Source organism: Nocardioides albidus (assembly GCF_006335005.1).
Taxonomy (GTDB): domain Bacteria; phylum Actinomycetota; class Actinomycetes; order Propionibacteriales; family Nocardioidaceae; genus Nocardioides; species Nocardioides albidus.
This window is the reverse complement of record NZ_VDMP01000024.1, coordinates 126,511-146,459: the sequence shown is the minus strand read 5'-3', so window position 1 is coordinate 146,459 and position 19,949 is coordinate 126,511. Positions and strand designations below refer to the sequence as shown.

Here is a 19,949-nt window from a genome sequence, read left to right as displayed (position 1 = left end):
CTTCGTCACAGGCCCTTGAGGATCGTGCGGGGCCACGTCGGGCCACCGTAGATGAGGGCGCTGTAGGCCTGCACCAGGTCCGCGCCGGCCGCGATCCGTTCGCGCGCCTGCTCGGGGGTGCCGATGCCGCCGACGCCGATCAGGGTGAGCTCGGGTCCGACCCGGTCGCGCAACAGGCGCAGCACGGCGGTCGAGCGCCCGGTGAGCGGTGCCCCGGACAGTCCCCCCGCGCCGATCCGCCCGACCTCGGCGGCGGGCGTGCGCAGGCCCTCGCGGGAGATGGTGGTGTTGGTCGCGATGATGCCGGCGAGGCCCAGGTCGAGGGCCATGTCGGCGACCGCGAGGACGTCGTCGTCGGACAGGTCCGGCGCGATCTTGACCAGGAGCGGCAGCGCGCGCGTGGTGACCTGGTCGGCGGTACGCCGGACGTGCGCCAGCAGCGGCGCGAGCTTCTCGACCGCCTGCAGGTTGCGCAGGCCGGGGGTGTTGGGCGAGCTCACGTTGACCACGAGGTAGTCGGCGTGCGGGGCGAGCAGCCGGGTCGAGGTCTCGTAGTCGGCCTCGACGGCCGCCTGGTCGTCGTCGGGGACGACCTTGGACTTGCCGATGTTGACGCCCAGCACCAGGCCGCCGGGCCGTCGGCGGCGCTTCGCCAGCCTGGCTGCGACGGCGGTGGCGCCGTCGTTGTTGAAGCCCATCCGGTTGACGATGGCGCGGTCCTCGGGCAGCCGGAACAGCCGCGGCCGCGGGTTGCCGGGCTGCGCGAGGGCGGTGACGGTGCCGATCTCGACGTGACCGAACCCGAACGCGCCCATCCGGTCGTAGACCTGCGCGTTCTTGTCGAAGCCCGGCGCCAGGCCGAGCCGGTTGGGGAAGGTCAGGCCCATCGCCCGCACCGGGGACCCGCCGGGGATCGGCGCACGGGAGAGCACCGGCCCGGCGGCGCGCAGGGCGTCGTAGGTCAGGTGGTGCGCCCTCTCGGCGTCCATCTTGACCAGGACGTGGTCGAACAGCCTGTCGTAGACGCTCACCGCTGGTGCCACTCCTGCAGGGAGCGGACGCCGATCGAGCCGGCGCGGATGGCGGCGATGCCCTGCACGGCGGCGGCCAGTCCCTGCACCGTGGTGATGCACGGCGTGCCGGTCAGCACGGCGGACGAGCGGATCTCGTAGCCGTCGATGCGGGCGTCGCCCCCGCCGCCCTCGGCGACCGTGTTGCCGTGGGGGGTGTTGACGATCAGGTCGATCTCTCCGTCGAGGATCATCCGCACGACCGTGGGCTCGCCGTCGGGGCCGGGGCCCTCGAAGTGCTTGCGCACGACGGTGGCCTGGATGCCGTTGCGGCGCAGCACCTCGGCGGTGCCCTGGGTGGCGAGGATCTCGAAGCCGTAGTCGGCCAGCACCCGGGCGGGGAACACCATCGTCCGCTTGTCGCGGTTGGCGATCGAGATGAACACCTTGCCGGAGGTGGGCAGTGAGCCGTACGCCGCCGCCTGCGACTTGCTGAACGCGGTGCCGAAGTCGGCGTCGAAGCCCATCACCTCGCCGGTGGACTTCATCTCCGGGCCGAGCACGGTGTCGACGAACTGGCCGTCCTTGGTGCGGAACCGGTTGAACGGCAGCACCGCCTCCTTGACCGCGATGGGGGCGTCGGCCGGCAGCGTGCCGCCGTCGCCCTCGGCCGGGAGCACGCCGCCGGCGCGCAGCTCGGCGATGGACTCACCGAGCATCAGCCGGGCCGCCGCCTTGGCGAGCTGGGTGCCGGTCGCCTTGGACACGAACGGGACGGTGCGCGAGGCGCGCGGGTTGGCCTCGAGGACGTAGAGCACGTCGGAGCTGAGGGCGAACTGGATGTTGATCAGGCCCCGCACCCCCACGCCGCGGGCGATGCCCTCGGTGGCCGCGCGGATCCGGGCGATCTCGGCCGCGCCGAGGGTGATCGGCGGCAGCGCGCAGGAGGAGTCGCCGGAGTGGATGCCGGCCTCCTCGATGTGCTCCATCACGCCGCCGAGGAAGAGCTCGGTGCCGTCGTAGAGCGCGTCGACGTCGATCTCGACCGCGTCGTCGATGAACCGGTCGACGAGCACCGGCCGGTCGGGGCTGATCTCGGTCGCCGCCTCGATGTAGGACTTCAGCGCGTCGTCGCTGTAGACGATCTGCATGCCCCGCCCGCCGAGGACGTACGACGGCCGCACGAGCACCGGGTAGCCGATCGTGTGCGCGATCGCCTGGGCGTCGTCGTACGACACCGCGGTGCCGTGCTTGGGCGCGACCAGTCCGGCCTCGGCGAGGACCCGGCCGAACGCGCCGCGCTCCTCGGCGAGGTCGATCGCCTCGGGGCTGGTGCCGACGATCGGGACGCCGGCGTCCTGCAGGCCCTGCGCGAGGCCGAGCGGGGTCTGGCCGCCGAGGGTCGCGATGACCCCGGCGATCGGGCCGGCGGCACGCTCGGCCTCGTAGATCTCGAGCACGTCCTCGAGCGTGAGCGGCTCGAAGTAGAGCCGGTCGGAGGTGTCGTAGTCGGTCGACACGGTCTCGGGGTTGCAGTTGACCATGATCGTCTCGTAGCCGGCCTCGGCCAGCGCGAGCGAGGCGTGGACGCAGGAGTAGTCGAACTCGATGCCCTGGCCGATCCGGTTCGGCCCGGAGCCGAGGATGATCACGGCCTCCTTGCCCTCGGCGCGCGGCTGCACTTCGGTCTCCTCGTCGTAGGAGGAGTAGTAGTACGGCGTCTGCGCGGCGAACTCCGCGGCGCAGGTGTCGACGGTCTTGTAGACGGGCCGCACACCGAGCGTCTGCCGGGCGATGCGGACCTCCGACTCCTGGAGACCGCGGATCGCCGCGATCTGGGCGTCGGAGAGGCCGTGCCGCTTGGCCAGGCGCAGGGCGCCGGCGTCGAGGGTCTCCGACGCAGCGACCTTCTGGGCGATCTCGTCGATGAGGAAGAGCTGGTCGACGAACCACGGGTCGATCTTGGTCGCCTCGTGGATCTCCTCCTGGGTGGCGCCGGCACGGATCGCCTGCATCACCTCCTGCAGGCGGCCGTCGTGCGGGACCCTGATGGTCTCGAGCAGCGCGGCCTTGTCGCCGACCGGAGAGGCCCAGTCGAACGGCGCGTGCTTGTTCTCCAGCGAGCGCAGCGCCTTGTTGAGCGCCTCGGTGAAGCTGCGCCCGATCGCCATCGCCTCGCCGACCGACTTCATGTGCGTGGTCAGCGTCGGGTCGGCGGTCGGGAACTTCTCGAACGCGAACCGCGGCACCTTCACCACGACGTAGTCGAGGCTGGGCTCGAAGGAGGCCGGGGTCTCCTTCGTGATGTCGTTGGGGATCTCGTCGAGGGTGTAGCCCACGGCGACCTTGGCGGCGATCTTGGCGATCGGGAATCCGGTCGCCTTGGACGCCAGCGCCGAGGACCGCGAGACCCGCGGGTTCATCTCGATCACGATCACCCGGCCGTCGGCGGGGTTGACGGCGTACTGGATGTTGCAGCCGCCGGTGTCGACGCCGACCTCGCGGATGATGCCGATGGCCAGGTCGCGCAGGTGCTGGTACTCGCGGTCGGTCAGCGTCATCGCGGGCGCGACGGTGATCGAGTCGCCGGTGTGCACGCCCATCGGGTCGAAGTTCTCGATCGAGCAGATGATGACGACGTTGTCGGCCTTGTCGCGCATCACCTCCAGCTCGTACTCCTTCCAGCCGATGATCGACTCCTCGATCAGGACCTCGGTGGTCGGGCTGGCGGACAGACCCGCGCCGGCGATGCGGTGCATGTCGGCCTCGTCGTAGGCGATGCCGGAGCCGAGCCCGCCCATCGTGAACGACGGGCGGACGACGATCGGGAAGCCCAGCTCGCCGGCGGCCCTCTCGACCTCGTCCATCGAGTGGCACACGAAGGAGCGGGCGACCTCGCCGCCGACCTTCTCGACGATCGCGTTGAACAGCTCGCGGTTCTCGCCGCGGTGGATCGCGTCGAAGCTGGCGCCGATCATCTCGACGCCGTACTTCTCCAGCACGCCGCTCTCGTGGGCGGCGATCGCGGCGTTGAGCGCGGTCTGGCCGCCCAACGTCGGGAGGATGGCGTCGGGCCGCTCCTTGGCGATGACCTTCTCGACGAACTCGGGGGTGATCGGCTCGACGTAGGTCGCGTCGGCGAACTCCGGGTCGGTCATGATCGTGGCCGGGTTGGAGTTGATCAGGATGACCCGCAGGCCCTCCTCCTTGAGCACCCGGCAGGCCTGGGTGCCGGAGTAGTCGAACTCGCAGGCCTGTCCGATCACGATCGGGCCGGAGCCGATCACCAGAACCGACTGGATGTCGTCGCGCTTGGGCATCAGGCGGTCTCCTCGAGCAGGGTGACGAACCGGTCGAAGAGGTACGCCGCGTCGTGCGGACCGGCGGCGGCCTCGGGGTGGTACTGGACCGAGAAGGACTTCAGGCGCCCGTCCGCGTCGCGGAGCTCGAGGCCCTCGACGACGTCGTCGTTGAGGCACACGTGGCTGACGGTCGCGATGCCGTACGGCGTCTCGGTGGACTCGCCGATCGGGGCGTCGACGGCGAACCCGTGGTTGTGCGCGGTGACCTCCACCTTGCGGGTGGTCAGGTCCATCACCGGCTGGTTGATGCCGCGGTGGCCGTACTTCAGCTTGTAGGTGCCGAACCCCAGCGCGCGCCCGAAGAGCTGGTTGCCGAAGCAGATGCCGAAGTAGGGCAGATCCCGCTCCAACCCCTGCCGGAGCAGCTCGACCTGGCCCGTGGTGGCCGCCGGGTCGCCCGGTCCGTTGGAGAAGAACAGCCCGTCGGGCTGGACCGCCAGCACGTCGTCGATCGTGGCGGTGGCCGGCAGGACGTGCACCTCGATGCCGCGCTCGGCCATGCGGTGGGGCGTCATGTCCTTGATGCCGAGGTCGAGGGCGGCGACGGTGAACCGCTTCTCCCCCTGCGCCGCGACGACGTACGTCTCGCTCGTGGAGACGGCCTCGGACAGGTTGGCTCCGGCCATCTCGGCCGACGCCTTGACCTTCGCGAGCAGCCGGTCGGGATCGGTCTCGACGGTGGAGATGCCGACCCGCATCGCGCCGCGCTCGCGCAGGTGGCGGGTGAGCGCGCGGGTGTCGATGCCGGAGATGCCGACGACACCCTGGGCCCGGAGCTCGTCGTCGAGCGAGCGTCGCGAGCGCCAGTTGCTCGGGATCCGGGCGGGCTCGCGCACGACATAGCCGGCGACCCAGATCCGCTTGGACTCGGGGTCCTCGTCGTTGACGCCGGTGTTGCCGATGTGCGGGGCGGTCATGACGACGACCTGGCGGTGGTACGACGGGTCGGTGAGCGTCTCCTGGTAGCCGGTCATGCCGGTGTTGAAGACGGCCTCGCCGAAGGTCTCGCCCTCGGCGCCGTACGCCTCCCCGCGGAAGGTGCGGCCGTCCTCGAGGACGAGGAGGGCGGGCTGGACGGGGGCGCTCATGCCAGGGCTCCTTCGAGGACGGTGGGCGTGCCGCGCAGCAGCGTGGCGACCACGCGGCCGGTCAGCTTGCGGTCGTGCCACGGGTTGTTGCGGCTCAGGGAGACGCTGGCGTCGCGGTCGACGACGACCTTGGCCGCAGGGTCGACCAGGGTGAGGTTGGCCGGCTCGCCGACCGCGATCGGGCGGCCGTGCTCGCCGTCGAGGCCCGCGATCCGGGCCGGGTTGGCGCTCATCACCCGCGCCACGCCGGCCCAGTCGAGCAGGCCGCTCTCGACCATCACCGTCGTGACGACGGGCAGTGCGGTCTCGAGGCCCAGCATGCCGAAGGCCGCGTCGACGAAGGCGTGCTCCTTGTCGTGACGGGCGTGCGGGGCGTGGTCGGTGGCGACGGCGTCGATGGTGCCGTCGGCGAGAGCCTCGCGCAGCGCCTGCACGTCCTCGTCCGGGCGCAGCGGCGGGTTGACCTTGAAGGTCGGGTCGTAGCCGGTGAGCAGGTCGGTGGTCAGCAGCAGGTGGTGGGGCGTGACCTCGGCGGTCACGTCGATCCCCTGGGCCTTGGCCCAGCGGACCACCTCGACCGATCCTGCGGTCGAGACATGGGCGACGTGCACGCGGCTGCCGGTGTGACGGGCCAGCATCACGTCGCGCGCGACGATGACCTCCTCGGCGACGCCGGGCCAGCCGGGCAGGCCGAGACGCCCGGACAGCTCGCCCTCGTGGCAGCACGCGGTGGCGCCGGCCAGCGTCGGGTCCTGGCTGTGCTGGCTGACGACGCCGCCGAACGCCTTGACGTACTCCAGCGCGCGGCGCATCACCCGGGCGTCGTGGACGCACTTGCCGTCGTCGGAGAAGACCCGGACCTTCGCGCGGCTGCGGGCCATCAGGCCGAGCTCGGCGAGCTCCTCGCCGGCGAGACCCTTGGTGACGGCGCCGACGGGCTGGACGTCGACCAGGCCGGCCTGCCTGCCGAGGTCGAACACCCGCTCGGCGGCCTCGGCGGTGTCCGTGACGGGGTGGGTGTTGGCCATCGCCAGGACCGCGGTGTAGCCGCCGACCGCGGCGGCCCGGGAGCCGGTCAGCACCGTCTCGGCGTCCTCGCGGCCCGGCTCGCGCAGGTGGGTGTGCAGGTCGACCAGGCCGGGCAGCAGGCGCAGGCCGTCGGCGGCGATGGTCTGCTCGGCCTTGGTGGTGACGGCACCCAGCTGGGCGATGGTGCCGTCCTCGACGAGCAGGTCGGTCGTCGTACCGTCGGGCAGGGTGGCGCCCTTGATCAGGATGCTCATGCGCTGGTCTCCTCGCCGGCGAGCAGGTGGTAGAGCACGGACATGCGGACGGCGACGCCGGCGGAGACCTGGTCGAGCACGACCGAGTCGAGGGCGTCGGCGGCGTCCGCGGAGATCTCCAGGCCGCGGTTCATCGGGCCCGGGTGCAGGATCGGCGTGCCCGGCTTGAGCGTCGCGAGCCGGTCGCGGGTCAGCCCGTAGCCGACGGTGTACTCCCGGGCGGTCGGGAAGAAGCCGCCGCTCATCCGCTCGCGCTGGACGCGCAGCATCATCACCGCGTCGGCCTCGGGGAGGACGGCGTCGAGGTCGTACGCCGTCGCGAAGCCGGCCGCTTTCGACCAGTCCCCCACACCGGCGGGCATCAGCGTCGGCGGGGCGACCGCGGTGACCGTGGCGCCGAGCTTGGTGAGGCTCTTGACGTTGCTGCGGAACACCCGGCTGTGGGTCAGGTCGCCGACGATCGCGACGTGCTTGCCCTCCAGCGTGCCCAGGCGCCGGGTCAGCGTGTAGCCGTCGAGCAGCGCCTGGGTGGGGTGCTCGTGGGTGCCGTCGCCGGCGTTGATCACCGGGACGTCGATCCACCGGCTGATCTGCTCGGCCGCACCGCTCGCCGCGTGCCGCACGACCAGGCCGTCGATGCCCATCGCGGTCACGGTCAGCACGGTGTCGCGCAGCGACTCGCCCTTGCTGGCGCTGCTGCCCTTGGCGGACAGGTTGATCACGTCGGCCGAGAGCCACTTGCCGGCGATCTCGAAGCTCGAGCGGGTGCGGGTGGAGTCCTCGAAGAAGAGGTTGATGACCGTGCGACCGCGCAGGGCGGGCAGCTTCTTGACCTGGCGCTTCTGCACGTCGTGCATCTCCGCGGCGGTGGTGAAGATCTGCTGGATGTCGCTCGGGTCCAGGTCGTCGATGCTGAGCAGGTGGCGGTTCATGCGATGCGCACCTCGTCCTCGCCGTCGGTCTCGACCAGCCGCAGGCTGACATGCTCGCTGCGCGCGGTCGGGAGGTTCTTGCCGACATGGTCGGCACGGATGGGGAGCTCGCGGTGTCCGCGGTCCACCAGCACGGCCAGGCGTACGACGGCCGGCCGGCCCAGGTCGGAGAGCGCGTCGAGCGCGGAGCGGATCGTGCGGCCGGAGTAGAGCACGTCGTCGACCAGGACCACGGTCTTGCCGTCGATCCCCCCGGCGGGCACCTGGGTGCGGTGCGGGGCGCGGGTCGGGTGGGAGCGCAGGTCGTCGCGGTACATCGTGACGTCGAGCTCGCCGGTCGCGACCGTCGTACCCTCGACGGCGGCGATGTTGTCGGCCAGTCGTCGGGCGAGCGGGACGCCGCGGGTGTGCAGCCCGAGAAGCAGAAGATCCTCGGCGCCCTTGTTGCGCTCGAGGATCTCGTGGGAGATGCGGATCAACGCCCGGCTGATGTCGCCGGCGTCGAGGACGACGCGGCCGCTGACGGTGCCATCGTGTGCCTTCGAGGTCTGCTGTGCAGGCATAGCTGGACGGCCCTCCTTCTCCGCCTCACAGGACGGCTCGTTAAAGGATGTCGATCGGGGCCGACTGTACCGCGTCGTCGGCGGAGCGGACGAACCGGGCCCGGTGGCGCCGGCACCCGGACATGCCGGAGGGACCCGGCCGGGGCAGGGTCCCTCCTTCGACGTGTTCGCGGGGTCTACTTGAAGGCGTCCTTCACCTTCTCGCCGGCCTGCTTGAGGCTCCCCTTCATCTGGTCGCCCTTGCCCTCGGCCTCGAGGTCCTCGTCGTCGGTGGCCTTGCCCACCGCCTCCTTGGCCTCGCCCTTCTTCTCCTCGAACGCGTTGTCGATCTTGTCGTCGAGACCCATCGAGGGCTCCTCTCGTCGTCGGTCTGCTGACCCACGGGAGGTACCCGTCGTCGTGCGGCCGATCCGGGTCAGAGCGCCGTCGCCATGGCCGCGCACGCGCGCAGCCACGAGCGGCGGGTGTCGGCGGAGAGCTCGGCGTACGGGACGACCGAGCCGGAGACCAGAGCCGGGTCGTAGGGCACGCGGTAGACGCCGCGGGTGCGCTGCTCGTAGACCTGCACCAGGTCACGGGCGAGGCCCTCGTCCACCTTGGGGCTCGGGTCCGACAAGACGGTGATCGTCTTGTACTTCAGGTTCTCGTGACCGGCGTCCTGGAGCGCGTCGAGCATCCACAGGCCGCTGAAGCCCGTGTCCTCGCGGACCGTGCTCGTGACGACGAGGAGGTCGGCGGCGCCGGCGGCGGCCAGCCAGTTCTCGGCGCGGAGGTTGTTGCCGGTGTCGATCAACAGGATCCGGTAGAACCGCTCGAGCAGCTGGTGGACCTCGGCGAAGTCACTGGCGTGGATGACCCCGGTGACGTCGGGCCGCTCGTCGGAGGCCAGGACGTCGAAGTGGGCGTCGCCCTGGGAGCGCACGAACGCGCCCAGGTCGCCGATCCGGGACTGGTAGACGTCCTTGAACCGGCCGAGGTCCTCGAGGAGCTCGCGGGTGGTGTTGCGGTGGCTGCCGCGGGTCCCGCGCATGCCCAACGTGCCGCGGGTCTCGTTGTTGTCCCAGGCGACCACCCCGCCGCCGCGGACGGTCCCGAACGTGTAGCCGGCCGCGAGCACACCCGTGGTCTTCGCCGCGCCGCCCTTGGGGTTGACGAAGGCGATGGTGCGCGGCCCGTCGAAGTCCTTCTGGATGGCGGAGCGGTCGGCCTCGTAGGCCCGCTCCTTCGCCCCCATCGCGGGCTTGACCAGTCCCCCGCTCCAGCGGCGTACCCGTCCGCGCCAGCCCCAGGTCGCGGGGCCGAGGGTCGTCTCGCTGTCCCGGCGGTCGAGGAAGTCGGTGGCCGTCATGAACCGCCGGGGCTCCGCGGGCGCCTCGGCGGTGGGCACGGCAGTAGGCCCGGCAGTGGGCCCGGCAGTGGGCGTGGCGGGTGGCGCAGCCGGCGGAGGGGGCGGCGGGCTCGTCGGCGGCGGACCCGCCGGAGAGAGGTGGCTCCCGCGCATCGCCGTGTGCTCGTCGACCGGGGGCGGGGCGACCGGGGGCGGCGCGACCGTCTCCGGGGCGGGGCGGTCGCTGACCGGACCGGTGAGAGGGTCGAACAGGGGGTCGGTCGACGGATGACTCACGAGTACCTCCGAGATAGGCAGCGGTCGCCCGCCAACCTACCCGAGCACGCCGGTCACGACACGTCGCCCAGCGCGGTCTCGATCGCCCTGTGGAAGGTCGGGTAGGCGAAGTGCATCCTGCGCAGCTTGGCGAGGGGGACCCGGGCGTGGACGGCGGTCACGAGCATCCCGATGATCTCGCCGCCGCAGGGCCCGACCGCCGTCGCCCCGACGAGCACCCCGCGGTCGAGGTCGGCGACCACCTTGATCAGGCCGTCGTTGCCGACCTTGTGGATCGAGCCCCGGCTGGACGCGGGCAGCTCGGCCCGCCCGACGCCGACGCGCAGCTTGGCATCGCGCGCCTGCTGCTCGGTCATCCCCACGGATCCGACCTCCGGATCGGTGAAGGTGGCACGGGAGACCGCGCGGTAGTCGGCCCACGGTCCCTTCTCGCCGGTGAGGTCCCGGATCGCGACGTCGGCCTGGTACATCGACATGTGCGTGAACGCGCCCTTGCCGGTGATGTCGCCGATCGCCCACAGTCCCTTGGCACCCTTGACCCGCATCCGCTTGCCGACCTCGATCGCCCGGGCCTCCGGATCCAGCCCGACGGTCTCCAGACCGATGTCGCCCAGGTTGGCGCGACGACCGGCCGCCACCAGCAGCGCGTCGGCCCCGACCGACGTACCGTCGGCGAGCCCGATGCTGAACGCGCCCTCGTGCGCGACCGCCGTGACGCCGACGCCGGTGCGCACGGCGATGCCCTCGGCCTCGAACGCCGCGTGCACGACGGCGCTGGCCTCGGGCTCCTCCGGGCCGAGGATCCGGTCGAACGCCTCGATCACGGTCACCGAGACACCGAACCGCGCGAACGCCTGCGCCAACTCGCACCCGATCGCTCCCCCGCCGAGCACCGCGAGGCTCTCCGGCAGGTCCCGGACCCGCACGGCGTCGCGATTGGTCCAGTACGGCGTCCCGGCCAGGCCGGGGATCGGGGGAACGGCGGGCTCGGTGCCGGAGTTGAGCACCACGCCCCGGCGTACGGCGATCTCGCGGTCACCCTCGTCGGTGGACACGACGACCCGGCCCGGACCGGCGAGCCGGGCGTGGCCGCGCACGAAGCGCGCTCCGGATCTCTCGAGGCGCTCGACGGCGACCGCGTCGTCCCAGTCGTCGGTCGCCTCGTCACGGATGCGGTCGGCCACGGTGGTCCAGTCCGGCGCCACGTCGGCGGCGCCGCCGAGCTCGGGGACGCGCCGCGCCTCGGCGAGCGCGCCGGCCGCGCGGATCATCATCTTCGACGGGATGCACCCGAAGTAGGGGCACTCGCCGCCCACGAGGCGCCGGTCGACGCCGACGACACTGAGTCCCGCCGTGGCCAGTGACGAGGCGAGGTGCTCACCGCCCGGCCCGAGTCCGATGACGGCGACGTCCACAACCTCAGGCTCGGGCATACCGCCAGACTGGCACATCGGCCAAGGCGCCGACCAGTCTCCTCAGGCCCGCCGATCGGGCACGAACCGCAGGTTCCGGGCCGCGAATTGCGCGGTTCGGTCCCCAATCGCGTGCGGTCAGGCGGTCAGACCAGCGTCGCCTTGCGCCGCTGGATCGCACCGAGCACGCCGTTGACGAACGCGGGCGACTCGTCGGTCGACAGCTCGCGGACCAGGCCCATGGCCTCGGTGACGGCGACGGTGTCGGGAACGTCGTCGGCCCACAGCAGCTCCCAGACGCCGATGCGCAGGACGTTGCGGTCGACCGCGGGCATGCGGGCCAGGGTCCAGTCGGTCGAGAACTCCTCGAGGACCTCGTCGATCCGCTCGAGTCGCTCGGTGACCCCGCGCACCAGGACGGCGGTGTAGGGGTTCGTGAGCGGCTCACCCTCGGCGGCGACCCGGTCGAGCGCCTCGACGCCGGTCTCGCCGCGCATGTCGGCGGAGTACAGGACGTCGAGGGCCCGCTTGCGGGCCTTGGTGCGGGCTCCCACGGGGCGGGTCAGCCCTTCACGCGGGAGAGGTACGAGCCACCGTCGCGGGTGTCGACCTTGATCTTCTCGCCCTGCTCGATGAAGAGCGGGACCTGGATCTCGGCGCCGGTCTCGAGGGTCGCCGGCTTGGTGCGGCCGGTGGCGGAGTCGCCGACGACGCCGGGCTCGGTGTAGGACACCAGGAGCTCGACCGAGGCGGGCATCTCGATGAACAGCACGCGGCCCTCGTTGGTGGCCAGGATGACCTCCTGGTTCTCCAGGAGGAAGCCGGCGGCGGTGCCGACGATGGCGGGGTCGACCTCGACCTGGTCGTAGTCCTGCACGTCCATGAAGACGAAGTTGTTGCCGTCGTTGTAGAGGTACTGGAACGAGCGGCGGTCGACCGTGGCGGTCTCGACCTTGGTGCCGGCGTTGAAGGTCTTGTCGACGTTCTTGCCGGTCTCGACGTGCTTGAGCTTGGTGCGGACGAACGCGGGGCCCTTGCCCGGCTTCACGTGCTGGAACTCCACCACCTGCCAGAGCTGGCCCTCCAGGTTGAGAACCATGCCGTTCTTGAGGTCGTTCGTGGTTGCCATGCGTCAGCCTTCTTTTGCAGATGTCCAAGATCAGGGAGGCCCCGGCAGCCGGTGCCGGGCCAGCGGTGAAGTCTAGTGGCCGCCCTGGGCTGCGATGAATTCGAGCGCCTGTCGGTAGCCGTCGATGCCCTGCCCGGCGATCGTCAGGCCGGCGTGCGGCTCGACGTACGACGTGTGCCGGAACTCCTCGGCCCGCTGCTTGGGCTCGGAGATGTGCACCTCGACGAGCGGCGCCGTGAGCTGGGCGCAGGCGTCGTAGAGCGCGAGGGAGTAGTGGGTCCACGCGGCCGCGTTGAGCACGACCGGGGTCTCCTGGTCGGCGGCCGTGTTGAGCCAGTCGAGCAGCTCGCCCTCGTGGTTCGTCTGCCGCATCTCGACCTCGAGTCCCAGGTCCCGGCCCCAACCGGCGCAGAGAGCGGCGAGCTGGTCGTGGGTGGTGTGGCCGTAGATCTCCGGCTGCCGGCGACCGAGGCGGCCGAGGTTGGGGCCGTTGAGGACGAGGACCCTCATGCGGCACCCTCGCCGATCGCCGCGTACGCCGCGCGCAGGTCGTCCTCGGAGGGCCCGGCGAGCACCACCGGCCGGGCGAGGTCCTGCAGGACGACGAAGCGCAGCTGGTTGCCGCGCGCCTTCTTGTCGACGCGCATCGTGGCGAGCAGGGTGTCGAAGTCGGCGCCGCTCCACGAGACCGGCAGCCCCACCCGGGAGAACGCGGCGCGGTGACGCCCGACCACCTCGGGCGCCAGGCCGCCTGCGCGGGCGGCCAGCTCGGCGACGTACACGCAGCCGATGGCGACCGCCTCGCCGTGCCGGATGCCGTAGTCGGTGGCGCGCTCGATCGCGTGGGCGAGGGTGTGGCCGTAGTTGAGGACCTCGCGGCCCGGGTGGCCGTCGGCGCCGCCGGTCTCCTTCAGGTCACCGGCGACGACCTCCGCCTTCACCCGGATCGCGCGCTCGACGAGCTCGCGCAGCACGGGCGAGTCCGGTGTGAGGGAGGCCGGCTCCGTGGTCTCGACGAGCTCGAGGATCCGCGGGTCGGCGATGAAGCCGCACTTCACGACCTCCCCGAGACCGGCGACGATCTCGGCGCGCGGCAGCGTGTCGAGCAGTGCCAGGTCGCACAGCACCCCGACGGGCTCGTGGAAGGAGCCGACGAGGTTCTTGCCCGCGGGGGTGTTGATGCCGGTCTTGCCGCCCACCGCGGCGTCGACCATGGCGAGGACCGTGGTGGGCACGTGCACGACGGCCACCCCGCGCAGCCAGGTGGCGGCGACGAAGCCGCCCAGGTCGGTGGTCGCTCCCCCGCCGAGGGTGACGACGGCGTCCGAGCGGGTGAAGCCCTCCTCGCCGAGCGACTCCCAGCAGGCCGCGGCGACCTCCCAGTCCTTGGCCTCCTCGCCGTCGGGCACCTGCAGCACGATCACGTCGAGCCCGTCGAGCAGCTCTGCGAACGGCTCGAGCAGGTCCTCGAGCGACTCGGGCGTGATGATCGCGACCCGCTGGACGCCGGCGGGCAGCAGACCCCGGAGCCGGTCGAGGACGCCGTGGCCGACCACGACGTCGTACGGCGCCGCGGTGGCGACGCGGATGGTGGTGGCACTCACGAAGGGGCTCCCTGGATGGCGATGAGGATCTCGGCGGCGACCTCCGCGGGCTCCCGGCCGTCGGTGTCGACGGTGTGCCGGGCGAGACCCTCGTAGATCGGCGTGCGCTCGTCGAGCAGATGCTTCACCCGGGCCCGGACGTTGCCCAGCAGCAGGGGACGGCCGGTGCCGAGGCCCACCCGCTTGACGGCGTCGGCGAGTCCGACCCGTAGGAACACGACCCGGTGCGGCGCGAGCAGGGCCTGGGTGGCGGGGTCGAGGACGGCGCCGCCGCCGAGCGACAGCACGCCGTCGTGCTCCTCGAGGGCCTGCGCGACCGTCGCGCGCTCGGCGGCACGGAAGGCGGCCTCGCCGTCCTCGACGAAGATGTCCTGCACCGCCTTGCCGCTGCGCTCCTCGATGAGCTCGTCGGTGTCGGCGAAGCCGACGTCGAGCTGCTGCGCCAGCAGCCGGCCCACCGTGGTCTTCCCGGCGCCCATCGTGCCGATCAGGATGCACACAGGGCCCCCGCCCGCGCGGCTCACTTGAAGCGGAGGGTGTCGAGGTAGGACTGCACGTTGCGGCGGGTCTCCTGGACCGAGTCGCCGCCGAACTTCTCCAGCACCGCCTCGGCGAGCACGAGCGCGACCATCGCCTCCGCGACGATGCCGGCCGCGGGGACGGCACACACGTCGGAGCGCTGGTGGTGGGCGACGGCCTCCTCGCCGGTGGCGAGGTCGACGGTGCGCAGCGCGCGCGGAACGGTCGCGATCGGCTTCATCCCGGCACGCACCCGGAGGATCTCACCGGTGGTCATGCCGCCCTCGGTGCCGCCGGAGCGGCCGGAGACCCGGCGCAGGCCGTCCTCGGTGGGGACGATCTCGTCGTGGGCGAGCGAGCCCGGCGTCGCGGCGAGCTCGAAGCCGGCGCCGACCTCCACGCCCTTGATCGCCTGGATCCCCAGGAGCGCGCCCGCGAGCCGGGCGTCGAGGCGGCGGTCCCAGTGCACGTGGGAGCCGAGGCCCGGCGGCAGGCCGTGGACGACGACCTCGACGCCGCCGCCCAGGGTGTCGCCCTCCTTGTGGTCCTGGTCGATCCGCTCGACCATGAGCTTGGAGCCGTCGGGGTCCAGGCAGCGCACCGGGTCGGCGTCGAGGCGCTCGACGTCGCCGGGGGCGGGGAGCTCGGCGGACGGCGTACGGACGCCGCCGATCTCGAGCACGTGGCTCACGATCCGCGCGCCGGTGGCCTGCTCGAGGAAGTTGCTCGCCACGCGGCCGAGCGCGACCCGGGCCGCCGTCTCGCGGGCGGAGGCGCGCTCGAGGATCGGGCGGGCGTCGGGGAAGTCGTACTTCTGCATGCCGGCCAGGTCGGCGTGGCCGGGCCGCGGGCGGGTCAGTGGGGCGTTGCGGGCCTGGGCCTCGAGCACGGCCGGGTCGACGGGGTCGGCCGCCATCACGGTCTCCCACTTGGGCCACTCGGTGTTGCCGACCTGGATCGCGACCGGACCGCCCTGCGTGCGCCCGTGCCGCACGCCGCCGGTGATGGTCACCTCGTCGGCCTCGAACTTCATCCGGGCGCCCCGGCCGTAGCCGAGGCGGCGACGGGCCAGCGAGTCGGAGATGTCGTCGGTCGTGACCTCGACGTGGGCCGGCAGGCCCTCGAGGATCGCGACCAGGGAGGGGCCGTGGGACTCCCCCGCGGTCAGCCAGCGCAACATGGGCACCAGTCTCCCACGCATGCTTCAGCCGCCGAGGACCTGTCCCACGACATCACGTCGAGCGTGCAGCACTCGCAGGATGATGAGCGCGTCCGGACCGGGCCGGTAGAACACGCCGTACGGAAACCGCCGGACGCGGGCGCGGCGCACTCCGGGGAAACCGTCGACGGGCGGTGCGCCGTCGGGGAACATCAGCATGCGCTCGACAACGCGGTCGACGGCCCCGAGGAATTCGGTGCCGAGCCCGGCCGCCTGTTGGTCGTAGTGATGCACGGCATCCTCGAGATCGGCGACGGCCGCGCGGGTCAGTTGCACCCTCATCGACGCGACCGCAGGTCTCCTCGGACCTCGGTCCACTCCCGCAGCCCCTGCGGGTGCCGATCGACCTCGTCGAGGGCGGCCACCAATTGCTGCCGCTCCTCATCGGTGGGTACGTAGACGGCTTCTCCGAAGTGGGTGCGGATCGCCTCCTGGATGATCTCCGACCGGGAGCGATGCTCGACCGCCCGGGCCCGCTCGACGAGCTCATAAAGCTCCTCCGGCAGGGTGACCGCCACCTTGCGCACTGCCATGGCACCTCCTCGGTATGACAAAAGCATACCCTGTTGGTCAGGCGCCGAGGACCTGTCCCATCACCACCGCGACCAGCGCACCCAGCACGAGGAACGGCCCGTACGGCACCCGCCGCCGGATCATCGTGCCGCTGCGACGCATCGGCACCATGGCGAGAACACCGAGGAGAGCGGCGGCGACGACCGAGGCGAGGAGGGCGCCCGGGCCGAGCGGGCCGAGGGCGACGCCGAGCAGGGCACCGAGCCGGACGTCGCCGCCCGCCATCGCACGAGGGCTGATCAGCCGGATCAGCCCGTAGTAGCCGCCCAGCGCGAGGAACCCGATCACTCCCCACAGCGCCACCCGCGGGTCGCGGACGATCACCGCGACGACGCCGACCAGGAGTCCGGTGACCAGCCAGGACGGCCGGATCAGTCGCGAGGGCAGATACCACGTGACGTAGTCGATGACGGTGAGCGCGCAGCACACCGGCACGAGGGCGAGCAGCCACAGCAGCGCCCAGCTCCAACCCAGCGCGAGACCGAGGACGCCGGACACGACGCCGCATGCGACGGCGGCCCGCACCCGCAGGCCGGGACGAGCCGCGAGGGCGGCGAACGGCACGTGGTCGGGGTAGTCGGCCGGGTTCTCGGCCGGGTCGTGGTCCGGCTCCGGGCACCGCGCGATCAGCCAGGGGACGAGCAGGCCGCCCAGCGCGCCGAGCAACGCGCACACCAGCGCCGGGACCAGCTCCATGGACACCGAACCTATCGAGCCGCGAGCGCGGCCTCGCCGGCCGAGCGCATCGCGTCGAGTGGCCCGTCGTGACCAGTGAACATCCGGAACTGGAGCACCGCCTGGTGCACGAGCAGGTCGAGTCCGGAGACCACCGGCACCTCCGCGGCCCCCGCAGCCGCCACGAGCGGGGTCGGCCAGTCGTTGTAGGTCACCTCGAACACGACGCTCGCCGGAAGGGCCCGCGCGACCAGGTCCGGCGTCTGCGCGCCGGCCGGGACAGTGGAGACCACGATCCCGCCCGCGGAGCGCACGTCGTCCAGGGTCACCACGACCACCTCGGGAGCGGCCGGGTGGCGGCGGATCGCCGCGACCGCGTCGGCGGCGTTCGCAGGGTTGCGCGCCGCGACGGTGATCTGCGCCACGCCGAGATCGGCGAGGGCGAGGCCCACGCTGGCCGCGGTCGCGCCGCCGCCGAGGATCGTCGCGCAACGCAGGTCGTCAGGGAACCGCTCCCGGATCGCCGCGACCGCACCCGGCACGTCGGTGTTGTCGGCGAGCCAGCCGGCGTCGGTCCGCACCAGCGTGTTGGCGCCTCCGGCCAGTCGAGCCACGTCGGACGCCTCGTCGGCCAGCGCCAGCGCCTCCCGCTTGAGCGGCGCGGTGACCGACAGGCCCCGCCACTCGGGACCGAGACCGGCGACGAGGCCCGCCAGTCCTCCGGCCGGCACCCGCACGGCGTCGTACGTCGCCTCGATCCCGAGCGCGGCGTACCCGGCTCGGTGCAACGTGGGTGAGAGCGAGTGGGCGACCGGGTCGCCGACGACGGCACAGTGCATCGACGTCTCAGCAGGCGTCGGAGGTCTTGCAGTACTCACGCAGCCGCTCGGTCGCGGCGTTGTGCTCGGCCAGCGTCGACGAGAAGACGGTCTCGCCGGTCTTCAGGTCGACCACCACCCAGTAGAGCCAGGGTCCGTCGACCGGGTGCAGGGCGGCGTCGATCGTCGCCTCCCCCGGGTTGCCGATCGGACCCGGCGGCAGTCCCTCGTTGGCGTAGGTGTTGTACGGCGAGTCGATGTCGCGCTGGTCCGCTGTCGTCCAGACCTCTCCGGAGAGCCCGTTGGCGAAGGCCACGGTGGCGTCGGACTGCAGCGCCATGCCCTGGTCGAGTCGGTTGTAGATCGCGCGGGCGACCTTGGGGAAGTCCTCGTTCCGGCTGGCCTCGAACTCCAGCATGCTGGCGACGGTCAGCACCTCGTGGGCGCTCAGTCCGACCTTCTGCGCGGCGGCGTCGAGGTCCAGGTCGGCCATCACGGACTCGCCCTTGGCGACCATCGCGGCGAGGATCGTCTGCGGCGTGTCCGCCGGAGTGATCGTGTACGTCGCCGGGAACAGGTAGCCCTCCGGGTTGCCCCCGGCGGACGCGGGCAGCCCGAGCGCGGCCGGGTCGGCCAGCACCGCCTGGAACTCCTTGGCCTTGAAGTCGGTGCCCTTGGCGAGGATCTTGACGACGTCGGAGGTCCGCTTGCCCTCCGGGATGGTCACCGTGTCCTGGGCGATCTTCGAGGGGTCGACGAGGATCGCGACGACGTCGGCGGCCTTCATCTTGTTCTTGAGCAGGTAGGTGCCGGCCTGGATCTTCGTCGACCGGTCGTCCTTGGCCGCCGCGTCGACGAACGCGTCGGAGGACGCGACGACGCCGAGGTCCTCGAGCTCGGCGCCCATGGAGGCCACGGACTGGCCCGGGTCGATGACGAAGGTGACCTCTCCGCTGCCGGGTCCCGCGAAGTCCTCGGGCCCGGCGAGCATGTCCTTCACGTCGGCGATCGCGCCGCGCGCGAACCACGCGACGATGCCGCAGAAGAGCACGATCACGAGCAGCATCGGCAGGCACCCGCCGCGGCGGCTCCGCTCCGCCCGCCGGCGGCCACCCGCGTGCGTGCTCGAGGGGAGGATGTCGTGCCCTGCGTCCTCGGTGTGCTCGGGCAGCGGCTCAGTCATGCGTCTCCTCGTGCGTGGGGGGCACCAGCTCCCCCGGAGGGGTGCCGGTCGCGCGTTCTGCATCCAGCGCCTGCTGCAGGATGACGACGGCTGCGACCTGGTCGACCACGGCCCGGCGCTTGGCGCCCTTGCGCTGATCGCGCAGCATAGCCTCCGCGGTCACGGTGGTGAGCCGCTCGTCGACCAGGCGCAGGGGGACGGGGGCGATCCGGCGCGCCAGCCGTACGGCGAACTCCCGGGTCTTGACCGCGGCCGGTCCCTCGCCTCCGCCGAGCGAGCGGGGCAGGCCCATGACGACCTCGACCGCGCCCTCCTCGGCGAGGATCTGGTGGATCCGGCGCAGGTCGCCCCGGCCGCGTCGTACGGTCTCGACCGGGGTGGCCAGCATCCCGGACGGGTCGCTGCGGGCGACGCCGATCCGGGCGTCGCCCGGGTCCACGCCGAGGCGGACGCCCTGTCTCACCGGGTCACTGCCCCTGCGCCACCGCGGCGGTCACGGCGGCGAGGGCCTCGTCGATCCGGGTGACGTCGGTGCCGCCGCCCTGCGCCAGGTCGGCCTTGCCGCCGCCCTTCCCGTCGAGGAAGGGCGCCGCCGCGCGCACGAGCTCGCCGGCGGCCAGGCCGCGGGCCTGCGCGGCGTCGTTGAGGGCCGCCACGATCGCCGCCTTGCCGTCGGAGGTGCCGATGAGGACGACGACAGTGGGAGCGTCTCCGGACAGGCGGGCCCGCACGTCGGTGGCGAGGGTGCGCACGTCGCCACCGCCGGCTCCGTCGAGGCGCTGGGCGACCAGACGTACGCCGTTGACGTCCTGGGCACCCTCGGCGAGGGCGGCGCCACCGGACAGGAGCTGGGCGAGGCGGATCCGCTCCATCTCCTTCTCGGTCTGCTTGAGCCGCTCGACCAGGTCGCCCACGCGACCGACCAGGTCGTCGGGCTGGGTCTTGAGGAGGGTCG

General features: G+C 72.2%; 22 protein-coding genes. All 22 read right to left on the bottom strand.

The window, feature by feature from the left end:
- Positions 1–5: 5 nt before the first annotated feature.
- A complete protein-coding gene (locus tag FHP29_RS11600; RefSeq protein WP_240044454.1) occupies positions 6–1,031 on the bottom strand; it encodes a quinone-dependent dihydroorotate dehydrogenase in 1,026 nt (341 codons plus the stop codon).
- Complete coding sequence (gene carB, locus FHP29_RS11595) at positions 1,028–4,330, bottom strand: carbamoyl-phosphate synthase large subunit (protein ID WP_139623017.1); 3,303 nt, start codon at positions 4,328–4,330, stop codon at positions 1,028–1,030. Before carB ends, FHP29_RS11600 begins: the two co-directional genes overlap by 4 nt.
- Positions 4,330–5,460 carry a glutamine-hydrolyzing carbamoyl-phosphate synthase small subunit gene (carA, locus tag FHP29_RS11590; RefSeq protein WP_139623016.1) on the bottom strand — a complete coding sequence of 377 codons (1,131 nt, stop codon included), beginning with the start codon at positions 5,458–5,460 and terminating at the stop codon, positions 4,330–4,332. Before carA ends, carB begins: the two co-directional genes overlap by 1 nt.
- Positions 5,457–6,743 (bottom strand): dihydroorotase, encoded by a 1,287-nt coding sequence (locus FHP29_RS11585; RefSeq protein WP_139623015.1) that lies wholly within the window; start codon positions 6,741–6,743, stop codon positions 5,457–5,459. The genes carA and FHP29_RS11585 overlap by 4 nt, the downstream gene beginning before the upstream one ends.
- Positions 6,740–7,675: an aspartate carbamoyltransferase catalytic subunit gene (locus FHP29_RS11580; protein ID WP_139623014.1), complete on the bottom strand. Its 936-nt coding sequence runs from the start codon at positions 7,673–7,675 to the stop codon at positions 6,740–6,742. The genes FHP29_RS11585 and FHP29_RS11580 overlap by 4 nt, the downstream gene beginning before the upstream one ends.
- Positions 7,672–8,238: a bifunctional pyr operon transcriptional regulator/uracil phosphoribosyltransferase PyrR gene (gene pyrR, locus FHP29_RS11575; RefSeq protein WP_139623013.1), complete on the bottom strand. Its 567-nt coding sequence runs from the start codon at positions 8,236–8,238 to the stop codon at positions 7,672–7,674. Before pyrR ends, FHP29_RS11580 begins: the two co-directional genes overlap by 4 nt.
- Before the next feature lie 176 nt (positions 8,239–8,414).
- Entirely contained in the window at positions 8,415–8,585 is a 171-nt protein-coding gene (locus FHP29_RS11570) for a CsbD family protein (protein ID WP_139623012.1), read from the bottom strand.
- A 68-nt stretch (positions 8,586–8,653) separates the two neighbouring features.
- Positions 8,654–9,625 carry a MinD/ParA family ATP-binding protein gene (locus FHP29_RS11565; RefSeq protein WP_275669440.1) on the bottom strand — a complete coding sequence of 324 codons (972 nt, stop codon included), beginning with the start codon at positions 9,623–9,625 and terminating at the stop codon, positions 8,654–8,656.
- Between the two features lie 290 nt (positions 9,626–9,915).
- On the bottom strand, positions 9,916–11,295 hold the full coding sequence (locus FHP29_RS11560; RefSeq protein ID WP_139623010.1) for a dihydrolipoyl dehydrogenase family protein: 1,380 nt from the start codon (positions 11,293–11,295) through the stop codon (positions 9,916–9,918).
- Between the two features lie 125 nt (positions 11,296–11,420).
- Complete coding sequence (gene nusB / locus FHP29_RS11555) at positions 11,421–11,828, bottom strand: transcription antitermination factor NusB (protein WP_139623009.1); 408 nt, start codon at positions 11,826–11,828, stop codon at positions 11,421–11,423.
- 8 nt (positions 11,829–11,836) lie between these two features.
- A complete protein-coding gene (gene efp / locus FHP29_RS11550; protein ID WP_139623008.1) occupies positions 11,837–12,403 on the bottom strand; it encodes an elongation factor P in 567 nt (188 codons plus the stop codon).
- A 72-nt stretch (positions 12,404–12,475) separates the two neighbouring features.
- Complete coding sequence (locus tag FHP29_RS11545; protein WP_139623007.1) at positions 12,476–12,913, bottom strand: type II 3-dehydroquinate dehydratase; 438 nt, start codon at positions 12,911–12,913, stop codon at positions 12,476–12,478.
- A complete protein-coding gene (gene aroB / locus FHP29_RS11540) occupies positions 12,910–14,007 on the bottom strand; it encodes a 3-dehydroquinate synthase (protein WP_139623006.1) in 1,098 nt (365 codons plus the stop codon). The genes FHP29_RS11545 and aroB overlap by 4 nt, the downstream gene beginning before the upstream one ends.
- A complete protein-coding gene (locus FHP29_RS11535; protein WP_338036848.1) occupies positions 14,004–14,507 on the bottom strand; it encodes a shikimate kinase in 504 nt (167 codons plus the stop codon). Before FHP29_RS11535 ends, aroB begins: the two co-directional genes overlap by 4 nt.
- A 20-nt stretch (positions 14,508–14,527) precedes the next feature.
- On the bottom strand, positions 14,528–15,706 hold the full coding sequence (aroC, locus tag FHP29_RS11530) for a chorismate synthase (protein ID WP_205014043.1): 1,179 nt from the start codon (positions 15,704–15,706) through the stop codon (positions 14,528–14,530).
- Positions 15,707–15,730: 24 nt separating this feature from the next.
- Positions 15,731–16,027: a type II toxin-antitoxin system RelE/ParE family toxin gene (locus FHP29_RS11525; RefSeq protein WP_139623004.1), complete on the bottom strand. Its 297-nt coding sequence runs from the start codon at positions 16,025–16,027 to the stop codon at positions 15,731–15,733.
- Complete coding sequence (locus FHP29_RS11520) at positions 16,024–16,278, bottom strand: ribbon-helix-helix protein, CopG family (protein ID WP_158296549.1); 255 nt, start codon at positions 16,276–16,278, stop codon at positions 16,024–16,026. Before FHP29_RS11520 ends, FHP29_RS11525 begins: the two co-directional genes overlap by 4 nt.
- 37 nt (positions 16,279–16,315) lie before the next feature.
- Positions 16,316–17,014 (bottom strand): A24 family peptidase, encoded by a 699-nt coding sequence (locus FHP29_RS11515; protein WP_139623002.1) that lies wholly within the window; start codon positions 17,012–17,014, stop codon positions 16,316–16,318.
- An 11-nt stretch (positions 17,015–17,025) separates the two neighbouring features.
- A complete protein-coding gene (locus FHP29_RS11510; RefSeq protein ID WP_139623001.1) occupies positions 17,026–17,832 on the bottom strand; it encodes a shikimate dehydrogenase in 807 nt (268 codons plus the stop codon).
- 7 nt (positions 17,833–17,839) lie between these two features.
- Positions 17,840–18,994 carry an endolytic transglycosylase MltG gene (mltG, locus tag FHP29_RS11505; protein ID WP_139623000.1) on the bottom strand — a complete coding sequence of 385 codons (1,155 nt, stop codon included), beginning with the start codon at positions 18,992–18,994 and terminating at the stop codon, positions 17,840–17,842.
- The gene (gene ruvX, locus FHP29_RS11500; protein WP_139622999.1) at positions 18,987–19,457 is read right to left on the bottom strand and encodes a Holliday junction resolvase RuvX; all 471 of its coding nucleotides are present in this window, start codon (positions 19,455–19,457) and stop codon (positions 18,987–18,989) included. Before ruvX ends, mltG begins: the two co-directional genes overlap by 8 nt.
- Before the next feature lie 4 nt (positions 19,458–19,461).
- The coding region (locus FHP29_RS22675) for a DHHA1 domain-containing protein (RefSeq protein ID WP_240044453.1) at positions 19,462–19,949 on the bottom strand (488 nt) is incomplete at its 5' end.

What these genes read in the sequence shown, in the direction of transcription:
- carB (WP_139623017.1), bottom strand. Translation starts at nt 4,330, where the DNA reads ATGCCCAAGCGCGACGACATCCAGTCGGTTCTGGTGATCGGCTCCGGC.
- carA (WP_139623016.1), bottom strand. Translation starts at nt 5,460, where the DNA reads ATGAGCGCCCCCGTCCAGCCCGCCCTCCTCGTCCTCGAGGACGGCCGC.
- FHP29_RS11585 (WP_139623015.1), bottom strand. Translation starts at nt 6,743, where the DNA reads ATGAGCATCCTGATCAAGGGCGCCACCCTGCCCGACGGTACGACGACC.
- FHP29_RS11580 (WP_139623014.1), bottom strand. Translation starts at nt 7,675, where the DNA reads ATGAACCGCCACCTGCTCAGCATCGACGACCTGGACCCGAGCGACATC.
- pyrR (WP_139623013.1), bottom strand. Translation starts at nt 8,238, where the DNA reads ATGCCTGCACAGCAGACCTCGAAGGCACACGATGGCACCGTCAGCGGC.
- FHP29_RS11570 (WP_139623012.1), bottom strand. Translation starts at nt 8,585, where the DNA reads ATGGGTCTCGACGACAAGATCGACAACGCGTTCGAGGAGAAGAAGGGC.
- FHP29_RS11560 (WP_139623010.1), bottom strand. Translation starts at nt 11,295, where the DNA reads ATGCCCGAGCCTGAGGTTGTGGACGTCGCCGTCATCGGACTCGGGCCG.
- efp (WP_139623008.1), bottom strand. Translation starts at nt 12,403, where the DNA reads ATGGCAACCACGAACGACCTCAAGAACGGCATGGTTCTCAACCTGGAG.
- FHP29_RS11545 (WP_139623007.1), bottom strand. Translation starts at nt 12,913, where the DNA reads ATGAGGGTCCTCGTCCTCAACGGCCCCAACCTCGGCCGCCTCGGTCGC.
- aroC (WP_205014043.1), bottom strand. Translation starts at nt 15,706, where the DNA reads ATGTTGCGCTGGCTGACCGCGGGGGAGTCCCACGGCCCCTCCCTGGTC.
- FHP29_RS11525 (WP_139623004.1), bottom strand. Translation starts at nt 16,027, where the DNA reads ATGAGGGTGCAACTGACCCGCGCGGCCGTCGCCGATCTCGAGGATGCC.
- FHP29_RS11520 (WP_158296549.1), bottom strand. Translation starts at nt 16,278, where the DNA reads ATGGCAGTGCGCAAGGTGGCGGTCACCCTGCCGGAGGAGCTTTATGAG.
- FHP29_RS11515 (WP_139623002.1), bottom strand. Translation starts at nt 17,014, where the DNA reads ATGGAGCTGGTCCCGGCGCTGGTGTGCGCGTTGCTCGGCGCGCTGGGC.
- FHP29_RS11510 (WP_139623001.1), bottom strand. Translation starts at nt 17,832, where the DNA reads ATGCACTGTGCCGTCGTCGGCGACCCGGTCGCCCACTCGCTCTCACCC.
- mltG (WP_139623000.1), bottom strand. Translation starts at nt 18,994, where the DNA reads ATGACTGAGCCGCTGCCCGAGCACACCGAGGACGCAGGGCACGACATC.